General features: G+C 68.9%; 10 protein-coding genes. 5 read left to right on the top strand and 5 right to left on the bottom strand.

All coding sequences use genetic code 11. The features are described 5' to 3' along the window. Positions 1-1,713: a glycerol-3-phosphate dehydrogenase gene (gene glpD / locus AB8M46_RS23590; protein ID WP_037339522.1), complete on the top strand. Its 1,713-nt coding sequence runs from the start codon at positions 1-3 to the stop codon at positions 1,711-1,713. A gap of 66 nt (positions 1,714-1,779) precedes the next feature. Here glpD and AB8M46_RS23585 read toward each other — a convergent pair whose 3' ends face one another. Then, a complete protein-coding gene (locus AB8M46_RS23585) occupies positions 1,780-2,511 on the bottom strand; it encodes an SDR family oxidoreductase (RefSeq protein ID WP_037339519.1) in 732 nt (243 codons plus the stop codon). A 113-nt stretch (positions 2,512-2,624) separates the two neighbouring features. Here AB8M46_RS23585 and AB8M46_RS23580 point away from each other — a divergent pair, with 113 nt between their 5' ends. Then, on the top strand, positions 2,625-3,101 hold the full coding sequence (locus tag AB8M46_RS23580) for an Rrf2 family transcriptional regulator (protein ID WP_350595312.1): 477 nt from the start codon (positions 2,625-2,627) through the stop codon (positions 3,099-3,101). On the opposite strand, the gene AB8M46_RS23575 is transcribed toward AB8M46_RS23580, so the two are convergent. Continuing rightward, positions 3,082-4,392, bottom strand: a complete 1,311-nt coding sequence (locus tag AB8M46_RS23575; protein WP_394361596.1) for an MFS transporter — start codon at positions 4,390-4,392, stop codon at positions 3,082-3,084. The genes AB8M46_RS23580 and AB8M46_RS23575 overlap by 20 nt on opposite strands. Positions 4,393-4,459: 67 nt before the next feature. On the opposite strand from AB8M46_RS23575, the gene AB8M46_RS23570 reads away from it, so the two are divergent. Then, on the top strand, positions 4,460-5,410 hold the full coding sequence (locus AB8M46_RS23570; protein ID WP_394361595.1) for an Lrp/AsnC family transcriptional regulator: 951 nt from the start codon (positions 4,460-4,462) through the stop codon (positions 5,408-5,410). Here the strand turns inward: AB8M46_RS23570 and AB8M46_RS23565 are convergent. Then, entirely contained in the window at positions 5,400-6,206 is an 807-nt protein-coding gene (locus AB8M46_RS23565) for an NmrA family NAD(P)-binding protein (protein WP_394361594.1), read from the bottom strand. The genes AB8M46_RS23570 and AB8M46_RS23565 overlap by 11 nt on opposite strands. A 141-nt stretch (positions 6,207-6,347) precedes the next feature. Here AB8M46_RS23565 and AB8M46_RS23560 point away from each other — a divergent pair, with 141 nt between their 5' ends. Beyond that, the gene (locus AB8M46_RS23560; protein WP_394361593.1) at positions 6,348-6,563 is read left to right on the top strand and encodes a hypothetical protein; all 216 of its coding nucleotides are present in this window, start codon (positions 6,348-6,350) and stop codon (positions 6,561-6,563) included. A 159-nt stretch (positions 6,564-6,722) separates the two neighbouring features. Then, positions 6,723-9,296: a glycoside hydrolase family 3 protein gene (locus tag AB8M46_RS23555; protein WP_394361749.1), complete on the top strand. Its 2,574-nt coding sequence runs from the start codon at positions 6,723-6,725 to the stop codon at positions 9,294-9,296. A gap of 236 nt (positions 9,297-9,532) precedes the next feature. Here the strand turns inward: AB8M46_RS23555 and AB8M46_RS23550 are convergent, their stop codons facing one another. Further along, a complete protein-coding gene (locus AB8M46_RS23550) occupies positions 9,533-10,498 on the bottom strand; it encodes an aldo/keto reductase (protein ID WP_394361592.1) in 966 nt (321 codons plus the stop codon). Positions 10,499-10,500: 2 nt separating this feature from the next. After that, on the bottom strand, positions 10,501-11,301 hold the full coding sequence (locus AB8M46_RS23545) for an SDR family oxidoreductase (protein ID WP_394361591.1): 801 nt from the start codon (positions 11,299-11,301) through the stop codon (positions 10,501-10,503). Between the last annotated feature and the right edge of the window lie 300 nt (positions 11,302-11,601).

The following is an 11,601-nucleotide window of genomic DNA, read 5'->3' as shown; positions in this document are numbered from 1 at the left end:
ATGAACAGGAGGAACAAGGTGACACCCGTACCGCTTTCCCCGGTCTACCGTGCCGAGACGCTGCGCAAGCTCGCTCGTGAGGAGATCGACGTGCTCGTCGTCGGCGGGGGAGTGACCGGTGCCGGCGTCGCACTCGACGCGGCTTCTCGCGGGCTCTCCGTCGCGCTCGTCGAGGCCCGCGACTTCGCCGCCGGAACGTCGAGCCGGTCGTCGAAGCTGATCCACGGTGGGCTGCGCTATCTGGAGAACCTGGACTTCAAGCTGGTCCGTGAGGCGTTGAAGGAACGCAGCCTGCTCCTGCAGACCCTCGCACCGCACCTGGTCCGGCCCGTGAAGTTCCTGGTGCCGCTCAAGCATCGCGTCTGGGAACGTGGCTACATCGGCGCGGGTGTCACGCTTTACGACACCCTCGGCGGAGCGCGAGCCCTGCCGCGGCACCGGCATCTGTCGAAGCGCGGCGCGGGCAAGGTCGCTCCCGGCCTCGCGGACGACGCCCTGATCGGCGCCATCCAGTACTACGACGCCCAGGTCGACGACGCCCGCCACACGATGACCATCGCGCGGACCGCGGCCGAGCAAGGTGCTTCCGTCCTCACACGGGCGCGGGTGACCTCGCTGATCCGCGACGGCGAACGTGTCGTCGGGGCCAAGGTCGTCGACCGCGAGAGCGGCGCGGAGATCGAGGTCCGGGCGAAGACGGTCGTCGCGGCGACCGGCGTGTGGAGCGACGACATGGCGGAAGCGGCGGGCATCCCCGCGCCGTTCACCGTGCGCGCTTCGAAGGGCATCCACCTGGTGGTGCCGCGCGAGAAGATCGACCTGGACACCGGGCTGATCCTGCGCACCGAGAAGAGCGTGCTGTTCGTCATCCCGTGGGGACGGCACTGGATCGTCGGCACCACCGACACCGAATGGGACCTCGACCGCGAGCACCCGGCGGCCAGCCAGGCGGACGTCGACTACGTGCTCGACCACCTCAACGCCGTCCTTCGCACGCCAATCACCGCCGATGACATCGAAGGCGTGTACGCGGGACTTCGGCCGCTGCTGGCCGCGAAGGCGACGTCAACCACGAAGCTGTCGCGGGAGCATGCCGTCGCGCATCCGGTGCCGGGTCTGGTGATCGTGGCCGGCGGCAAGTACACGACATACCGGGTGATGGCCGCCGACGCGGTCGACGTCGCGGTGGAGGACCTCGGCCGCCCCGCGCCGTCGTCGTGGACCGAGCGGCTGCCGATCGTCGGCGCGACCGGCTATCACGAGATGTGGGGCGCGCGGCATTCGCTCGTGCAGCGCACGGGGTTGCCGATCGCCCGCATCGAGCATCTCCTCCAGCGCTACGGCACCGCGATCGAGGACATCCTGGAGTCGATCTCGGAGCGTCCCGAACTGGGCGAAGCGATCCCGGGCACCGCGGAGTACCTGAAGGCGGAGGTCGTTTACGCGGTCTCGCACGAGGGCGCGCTGCACCTGGAGGACGTCCTGACGCGGCGCACCCGGATCTCCATCGAGGAGCGGGATCGCGGCGTGACCGCGGCGCCGGTGGTGGCGGAGCTGATGGCGCCGCTGCTGGGCTGGGACTCGCACAAGCAGGAGCGCGAGGTGGCCAACTACCTCGCGCGTGTCGAGGCGGAACGGTCCGCGCAGGCCCAGCCGGACGACGAGGCGGCGAACGCCAGCCGTCTCGCGGCTCCGGCGCTGCTGCCCAGCTGATCGCGGGCTTGAAGCGCGTGAAGGCCCCCTTCCCTCGGCTCAGCCGCGGGAAGGGGGCCTTCACGTCTACTTGAGCCAGTCGAGATAGCGGGTCTCGGCGATACGGGCGCCGTCCTTAGTGGTGAGCACGTCACCCTTGACGGCGGCGAACATGCCCGCCGTGTCGTCGACGGTCACCGGACGCGTGTCCCCCTTGGCGGACAAGGTGATCCGGCCCAGCTCGGCCAGCGGGTAGACGTCCGGGCCGCCGACGTCGAGGGTGCCGTTCAACGGCTTCCCCGCCGAGACCTCGGAAACCGCGGCGGCGACGTCGGCCGCGGCGATCGGCTGGATCGGCGTGCTGGGCAGGCGGACGGCGGTCTCGTCCGAGGTCCAGGACAACACCGCGTCGACGAATTCCATGAACTGGGTGGCGCGGACGATCGAGTAGGGGACACCGCTCTGCTTGAGGATGTCCTCCTGCAGGGTCTTCGCCCGGTAGTAGTCGAGCTGCGGCACCTGGTCGACGCCGACGATCGACAGGATCACGAAATGCCCGGTGCCCGCCTTCTTCGCGGCCGCCACGAGGTTGTCCATCGACGTCCGGAAGAACGCGGGGGAGGCGTCGTCGAAAGTCGGCGAGTTCGTGAGGTTGACGACCACGTCGGCGCCGTCGAGCGCGCTGTCCAGGCCCTGGCCGGTGAGCAGGTCGACCCCGGTGGACGGCGAATGCGGCACCGCCTCGTGCCCGGCCTCGTTCAGGTTGCGCACGACCTGCGAGCCGATCAGTCCGGTCCCGCCGATGATCGCGAATTTCATGACCCAGTGCCCTTCGTCGGTGGCGCCCGCAAACCCGGACACCGAATGTCCGAGATATTACTCGGATAGATTGTGTCCGAGTCAAGAGGCGGGTTAGAGTCATCCGGGTGAAGATGTCCGGTGGGGTCGAGTGGGCCCTGCACTGCTGTGTCGTGTTGACCTCCGTCGACGAGCCCGCGCCCGCCGCGCGCCTGGCGCAGCTACACGACGTCTCGCCGAGCTACCTCGCGAAGCAGCTCCAGGCGCTTTCCCGGGCCGATCTCATCCGGTCGGTGCAGGGGAAGGCCGGCGGCTACGTCCTCACCAGGCCGCCTTCGGAGATCACGGTGCTCGACGTCGTCGAGGCCATCGACGGACCCGGCCCGGCCTTCGTCTGCACCGAGATCCGGCAGCGCGGCCCGATGGCGACGCCGCCCGAGGCGTGCACGACACCGTGCGCCATCAGCCGTGCGATGGCGAACGCCGAGGTTCAGTGGCGGGCGGCGTTGCGTGCCGTCACCATCGCGGATCTGGCCGACGACGTCCGGGGCGACTACGGTCCGGGCGCGCTCGCGGGGATCGGCGCGTGGTTCAAGGCCGCCGAGGGGTAGCGAGGTCGCGGGTCCGGGGCATCAGCGCGGTCGCGATCATGGTCGCCACCACCAGCACGGCCGCGAGTGCGAACGCCCGCACCACGGAATGACCGTGCAGGAAGACGGTGCCGAACACCGCGATGCCCAGCGTCGCACCGATTTGCTGCACCGCGTTCAGCAGGCCCGCCGCGGAGCCGGTCTCTTGTGGACGGACGACGGACAGCGCCGCGGTGAAGAACGGCACCGTGAACAGCCCCAGGCCGAGTCCGCCGATCCCGAGTGCGATCGGCAGTGTGCCACCGAGAGCCAGCAGGATTCCCGCGAGAAGCAGTGCCAGTCCGGCGAAGGCGACACGCGATCCGTGCCGGGGAACGAGCCATTTGCCCGCCACCCACGAGGAAATCGCCAGCCCGCCCGACCACGGCAGCAGTGTCAGCCCGGACGCGAGTACGCCGAGACCCTCGTCGAGTTGCTGGTGCAGGACCACCACGAGCATCAGCCCGTTCATCACGGCGAAGAACAGGGTCGACGCCGCCAGTGCCGCGGGGAAACCGCGGTGTTCGAACAGACTCGGCTCGACCAGCGGATGACGTCGGTTCCGCTGATGGAACCCGAACAGCACGAGCACCGCGGCGCCCGCGCCGAAGAGCGCCCAGTTCCACCTGTCGAGCAACGGGTACACCACGAGTCCCATGCCGAGCGAAGCGAGCAAGGTGCCCTGCACATCCAGCCGGACCGGATGCTCGGCGCGGTCTTCCGGCAGCAGCCGTCCCGCCATGAGCACCGCGAGCGAGATCGGCACGTTCACCAGGAACGCCGCCCGCCACGACACCAGATCCGTCAGCAGGGCGCCGAGCAACGGCCCGCTCACGGCGGACAGGCCGACCACCGGCCCGTTCCAGCCCAGCGCCGACGCCAGCGCCGGACCGGAGAACATGGCCTTGATCAACCCGAAGGTCTGCGGGATCACCAGCGCCGCCGCCATACCCTGGACCGCTCGCGCGCCGATGAGCACGCCCGTGCCCGGTGCGAGCGCGCAGCACAATGAGGCCAGAGCGAACATCGCGACACCGCACAGGAACACGCGGCGGCGGCCCAGAAGGTCGCCGAGTCTGCCGCCGGTGATGAGGAGCATCGCGAACGGCAGCGTGTACGCGGCGCCGAACCAGGGGATGGCGGAAGCGGGGCCGCCGAGGTCGGCGTGGATCGCCGGGCCGGCGACCTGGGTGATCGTCGCGTCCAGCACGTTCATCGCCTCCGCCGCGAGCAGTGTGGCGAGCGGAACCGATCCGGTCTTCGTCAGTTGCATGAACAGGATCGTGCGGCGAAGATGACTTTTGTTCCCTGAACCCTGGATCGAATGGACGAAATATTCCATGCTCGACGACATCGACCGCGCTTTGATCCACGCGCTGCAGATCGACGCCCGTGCGCCGTTCAGCCGGATCGGGGCGGTCCTCGGTGTCTCGACCCAGACCGCCGCCCGGCGCTATCAGCGGCTCCGGGCCGAATCCGGGTTACGCGTGGTGGGCCTGCCCGATCCCGACCGGACGGGGCTGACGCAGTGGCTCGTCCGGCTGAGCGCGCAGCCTGCCGCCGCACGGACGCTCGCTCGTTCGCTGGCCCGGCGGCCGGACACGTCGTGGGTCAAGCTCACCTCCGGCGGCACGGAGATCGTGGCGATCGCGCACACGCCGCGGCACGCGCAGAGCGCCATGCTGTTGCACGACATCCCGCGCGCCGCGAGCGTCACGGCGGTTTCCGCGCATTTCATCCTGCACACCTACCTCGGCGGCCCGACGGCGTGGCGCGGCCGGGTCGCCGCGCTGACCGAGGAGCAGCAGGAAGCGTTGCGGCCGCCGGAATCCGTCGGCGAGGAGAGCCCGCTGACGGCGGCTGATCACGCGTTGATCGCCGCCCTCCGCCACGACGGCCGGGCGAGTGTCGCGGACCTGGCCGCGGCGGCGGGCCTCGCCCCGGCGACGGCAGCACGCCGCCTGGCGGATCTGCGCGCGCGAGGCGCGCTCTTCTTCGACGTCGAGATCAGCGCGGCCTTGTACGGCGTGACCACCCAGGCGTTCCTGTGGATGGCCGTCGCGCCGGCGGATCTCGACGAGGTGGCGACGACGCTGGCCACTCACGAGGAGCTGGCCGTCGTCGTCGCCACGACCGGGCCCACCAACCTGGCCGCGCAGGCGTTGTGCCCGGATCCCGCCGCACTGCACCACTACCTCACGCACCGGCTGGGCGCGTTGCGGGCGATCCACACGGTGCACACCGCGCCGGTGCTGGAAATCGTGAAGGCGGTCGGGCCACTCACGGCCTGAATCGGTCGGCGTGCTCGGCGACCCACTGCGCGAACGTGCGGGCGGGCCGTCCGGTCACCTTCTCGATCGTGTCGACGACAGTGCGCGCCTCCACGGGCGGATCGCTGTGCCAGCCGACGACGTACTCGGCGTCCGCGACCGAGACGCCTTCGGCCAGCAGCCGGTCGATCGCCTGTTGCCGTGTGATCGGCTCCAGCGTGATGTCACGGCCGACCGCGGAGCCCAGGATCGCGATCCGTTCGCTCGTGGTCAGGGCCTGCGGCCCGGTGAGGTTGTAGACCTTGCCCGAATGCCCGTCCTCCACGAGTGCGGTGGCGGCGACGGCGCCGATGTCGCCCTCGTGCACCACGGCGCTCGGAAGGTCGAACGGCTCCCGGATCACACCCTCGGCGCGGACCGAGTCGACCCAGGTCAGGGCGTTGGACATGAACTCCTGCGGCTCCAGGCGCGTCCATTCCACCCCGGATTCGGTCATGGCCTGTTCCGTCGGCCCGACGTAACCGCCCCACACGATGGTCATCCGGCGCACGCCCGCGTCCACGGCGCGCTTGACCAGATCGGCGCCTACGCCGGCGAGTCCCGCCGTGACGGTGATGTGCAGCTTGGTGACGCCTGCCAAGGCCTCGGTCAAGGTCTCGGGCGCGGTGTGGGTGCCTTCCACGAGTTCGACACCCGCCGGAAGCCGGGCTTCGGCGGGGTTCCTGGTGAGTGCCCGGACGCGTTCCCCGCGGCGGAGGAGTTCGGCCACCACGTGGCGGCCGGTGTTCCCGGTTGCTCCGGTTACCAAGACGGTCATGAGTGATTCCCTTCGTTTTCCGTGAAGGTAAAAGCTCAAGTAATGTGGAGGTCAAGCGGACCGATCAGGAATCGAGAAGCATCGGTGCCCACGCGATCCCTAGCGTCTTCGCCACAGGCAAAACGACTCCAGGAGGTTCTCGTGAGCAAGCGGATCCGGACGTTCCACCGGTGGACGTCGCTCGTCTTCGTCGCCACCGTCGTCGTCTGCTTCGTCGTGGTGGCGCAGGGCGACCCGGCGCAGTGGGTGCTCTACGCGCCGCTGCCGCCGCTCTTCCTGCTGATGTTCAGCGGGCTGTACCTGTTCGCGCTGCCGTACACCGCCAAGCGGCGCAATCGGCGGCGGGTGGCCGGGTGACTCTTAGTTCACGGCAAAAATTAACAGGCGGCTTATCGCCCGGAAACCCTTGACGTCGCCGCCGGGTCCGGTGAGGATCGGCCGGTCCCCGCCTCCCGCAGAATGGACCAGACCATGGCAAGACGTGCTCGCGCGCGCCGAAGTCCGCTGATCGCCTTGATGAGTCTCACCCTGCTCGGCGGGGCCGTGGTGGCCACGCCCGCCGCCGCCGCCGAGCAGCCGGTGATCGGGAAACCCGCGCTCGACCGGGACGGCTGCGCCCGCATCGAGAAGAGCCTGCCGACGCTCGCCGACTGGCCGAAGGTCGAGAGCCGGTTCAAGGGCAAGGCCGGCGACGAACAGCGGATCGCCAGGATCCTCGCGGGAATGACCTTGGAGGAGAAGGTCGGGCAGATGACGCAGCCCGAGATCGCCGCGATCACCCCGGACGAGGTCCGGCAGTACTCGATCGGCTCGGTCCTCAACGGCGGCGGCTCGTGGCCGAACAAGGACAAGCACGCCTCCCAGCAGGACTGGCTGAAACTCGCGGATTCCTATTGGGACGCCGCGAAGGGCAGCAGGACGACGATCCCGGTGATCTGGGGCATCGACGCCGTGCACGGCAACAACAACGTGTACGGGGCCACCGTCTTCCCGCACAACATCGGGCTCGGCGCGGCGCACGACCCGTGCCTGGTGCGCGACATCTCCGCGGCGACGGCCCGGCAGATCCGCGCCACCGGCCAGGACTGGGCCTTCGCGCCGACGCTGGCCGTCGTGAAGGACGACCGCTGGGGACGCACCTACGAAGGGTTCTCCGAGGACCCGCGGATCACCAGGGCCTACGGCTACGAGGCGATCAACGGTCTCCAGGACGGCTCGACCAAACGCATCGGCTACAACGGCGTGATCGGCACCGCCAAGCACTTCATCGGTGACGGCGGCACCCTCAAGGGCCAGGATCAGGGCGTCAACCCGTCGTCCGAGGCCGAGATGATCAACGTCCACGGCCAGGGCTACTACGGCGCGCTCGCCGCGGGCTCCCAGACGGTGATGGTGTCGTTCAACAGCTGGACCAACACCGAGCTGGGCATCGACGAGGGCAAGCTGCACGGCAGCGACAAGGCGCTGAACCAGATCCTCAAGGGCAAGATGGGCTTCGACGGCCTCGTCGTGTCCGACTGGAACGGTATCGGCCAGGTTCCGGGCTGTACCAACGCTTCCTGCCCGCAGGCGATCAACGCCGGCATCGACATCGTGATGGTGCCGAACGACTGGAAGGCGTTCATCACCAACACCGTCGCCCAGGTGAATTCCGGCCAGATCCCGGTCTCGCGGATCGACGACGCGGTGACCCGCATCCTGCGCGTCAAGCTGCGCTCCGGGCTTTTCGAGTCGCAGAAGCCGTCGGACCGGTCCTACGCCAACTCCGACGAAGCGCTCGAGGAGACCTGGCTGGCACGCGACGCGGTCCGCTCCTCGCAGACGCTGCTGAAGAACAACGGCAACGTGCTGCCGCTCAAGCCGAAGTCGAAGGTGCTCGTGGTCGGCAAGAGCGCGGACAGCATCCAGAACCAGACCGGCGGCTGGACGCTGAGCTGGCAGGGGACCGGCAACACCAACGCCGACTTCCCGAACGCCACGTCGATCCTCGCCGGGCTCAAGCAGCAGCTCGGCGACGTCAACGTCACCTTCGACGAGAAGGGCGACACCGACCCGAAGGGCTACGACGCGGTCATCGCCGTCATCGGCGAGACCCCGTACGCGGAAGGCGTCGGCGACCTGACGCGCAAGAAGCTGGAGGCGTCGAAGCTCTACCCCGAGGACCTGGCCGTGCTGGACAAGGTCCGAGGAAAGGGCGCTCCGGTCGTCACCGTCTACGTCGGCGGCCGCCCGCTGTACATGAACAAGGAGATCAACCGCTCCGACGCGTTCGTCGCGGCCTGGCTGCCGGGCACCGAAGGCGGCGGCGTCGCGGATGTCCTGGTCAAGGGCGGTTTCAAGGGCACGCTCCCGTACTCGTGGCCGAAGAGCGCGTGCCAGACGCCGCTGAACGCGGGTTCGGCGGACTACGACCCGCTGTTCAAACTCGGCTACGGGCTCAAGACAGGGCAGCGCGTCACGGTCGGGCAGCTCGACGAGACGGCCGGGCCGGTGACGTGTGGCTCGACCGGTGGCGGCGGTACCGCGACCGAGGATCTCGAGGTGTTCAACCGCACCGATGTCGCGCCGTACAAGGGTTTCATCGGTTCCGCGGAGAACTGGGGCGGTACCGAGATCGGCCCCGACGGCACCGCTTCGCACGCCGAGATCAACGTCGTGCAGTCGGACGTGAACGTGCAGCAGGACGGGCTCAAGTCGACCTGGACCGGCACCGGCCCGGCGCAGATCTACTTCCAGAACCCGGCCGGTACCAACGATCTGCGCGGTTACCTCAACGCCGACGCGGCGCTGGAGTTCGACACGGTCGTGCACGAGGCGCCGGCGAATCGGACGGTGATCAGCATGCATTGCGTCTACCCGTGCTTCTCCGAGGTGAACGCGACCAAGCTGTTCACCGATCTCGCGGGCGCGCCGAAGTCGACGGTGAAGATCCCGGTGTCGTGCTTCGCGAACGGGCTGGATCTGGAGAACGTCAACACGCCGTTCCTGGTGTACACGGACGGCCGGTTCTCGGCTTCGTTCGCGAACGTGCGGTGGGTGCCCAAGGGGGCGCAAGATCCAGACGCGAGGCCCTGCTCGAGTCTGAACTGAAGTACGTGAAGGCCCCCTGAGTGGTACGGACGCTTTCGCTCACGCCCTTGCAGTACGTGAAGGCCCCCTTCCCTCGGCTCAGCCGAGGGAAGGGGGCCTTCACGCGCCGCCGCTGTGACTGCTGGGGCTGGTGTTGTTGCTGAGGCTGCGGTTTGGCGATCGAGAGGTCCGTGAAGGCCCCCTTCCCTACCTTCAGGGTAGGCAAGGAGGCCTTCACGGACCTACGAGACAGGGCATCAGGTGGTCGCCGGAGGTGACCAGGTCAGCCGCGGATCCGTCTGCACGAAGCTGCCCAGCAGGTGATCGATCCGCGTCAGCGCGTCGAGGTCCAGCACCACCCCGGCCGCCTTCGCGTTCTCGGTCACCTGGGCGGCGGTGCTCGCGCCCATCACCACCGAAGCGACGGTGTTGTGCTGCAACGTCCACGCGAGCGCCAGCTGGGCCATGGTCAGTCCGGCCTCGTCGGCGACGCCGCGCAGCATGCCGACGCGTTCGAGGAGGTCCGGCAGGAGCAGCGGCCGCGTCTCGACCGCCTTCGCGCCCCGTGAGCCCGGCGGGACCTCGCCCGGCCGGTACTTGCCGGTCAGCACGCCCTGCGCGAGGGGGACCGACGCGAACTGGCCGATGCCGGACCGTTCGCACACCGGCATCACCTGGGCCTCGGCGACCCGCCAGAGCATCGAGTAATGCGGCTGGTTCGCCACCAGCGGGACGCCGTGCCGTTCGGCGATCGGCCGCGCTTCCAGCAGCTGTTCCGCCGTCCATTCCGCAGTGCCGGCGTAGAGGATCTTCCCCTGCCGCACCAGATCCGACAGCGCGAGGAACGTCTCCTCCAACGGCGTGCGGTAGTCGAACCGCAGCAACTGGTAGACGTCGATGTAGTCGGTGCGGAGTCGCCGCAGCGAGCCGTTCACCGAGGTCACCAGGTGCTTGCGGCTGAGGCCCGCGTCGTTGGCACCCGGGCCTTCCGGCCAGAAGACACCGGTACACAGGACGAGATCGTCGCGACGCGCGTGGCTCAGCGCCGCGGCGAGGTTCTCTTCGGCGGCACCGCCGTCCCAGGCGGCCGCGGTGTGGAAGGTCGTGACGCCCGCGTCGAGCGCGGCCTGCACGCATTCCGCGCCGTCGGGGTGGGTGAGCCAGTTGCCGTACGAGATCTCGCTGACGGACAGCCCGCTCGCGCCGAGCCTGCGGTATTCCATGGTCACCTCTTCCGCGCGCCGGTTTCGAGGATGGTGCGGTCGATCCATTCGTCGAGCCCGGCCGCCTTGCGGGCGTAGGTCTCCCGCACCGACTCGTGCGGCAGGATGAGGAACTCCTCCGACGCCAGCCCGTGCACGACGGACTCCGCGACGTCCTCCGGTTCCAGCAGCGGCGCGGCGGCGGCGATCGCGAGCGCGGCGGGATGACCGGCGGCGATGCCGGGCTCCAGCAGCGCGGTCCGCACGCCGAGCGGGCACAGCGCGCTGACCCGCACCCCGCGCGGCCGGTAGGTGATGGCCAGCCATTCGGCGAGCCCGACGGCCGCGTGCTTGGTCACCGAGTACGGCGCGTCGCCGGGAGTGCCCAGCAGGCCCGCGCCCGACGCCGTGATCAGCAGATATCCGTGGCCACGGCTCAGCATCGAGGGGAGCGCGACCTGCGCGGCGTGCACATGCTGCATGACGTTGATCGCCCACGACCGCGTCCACTGCTCGTCCGCGGCGTGTACACCCGTCCCGAACGCGGCACCGGCGTTGGAGCAGAAGAGGTCCACCGGGCCGAACGCCGTGCGGGCCTCGGTCACCAGCATCTTCAAGTCCTCTTTGGACGACGCGTCGGCGCGGCGCGCGATCGCGGTGCCGCCCGCGGCGGTGATCCCGGCGACGACCTCGTCCGCGGCCTCGAGATCGAGATCGGAGACCACCACCCCGGCCGCGCCCTCGGCGGCGAACCGCCTGGCCATGGCGGCGCCGATACCGTGTGCCGCGCCGGTCAGCACGACGACCCGTCCTGTCACTTCCACATGCGCTCCATGGTTATCGATTCTGCGTTCAATGACAATTCTTCTGTTTTGTCATGCCGGTGAGCAATGATTTCTTCAAATCGCCGACGGCCGTGATAAAAGTGCAGGTCAGAGGCTCGTTCCGGACGTGTCGACATATTTGTTTCCGGCGCCGGACTTTAGCATGCGTTCCCTTGTTTTCCGAGTTTTCGCACGAGAGTATTGCGCTCTCTGCGGCAAGTAGGTTATTTCTTGGGAATCCCGCTGAAAGATCGCCGAACCCGGCGAGGTTCGACCAGCCCCAGCCGAACAGGAGGACCG

The organism is Amycolatopsis sp. SB7-3 (assembly GCF_041021335.1).
In the GTDB taxonomy this organism is placed as follows: domain Bacteria; phylum Actinomycetota; class Actinomycetes; order Mycobacteriales; family Pseudonocardiaceae; genus Amycolatopsis; species Amycolatopsis japonica.
The sequence above is the reverse complement of the archived record's forward strand: the minus strand, read 5'-3'. Positions and strand labels throughout refer to the sequence as shown.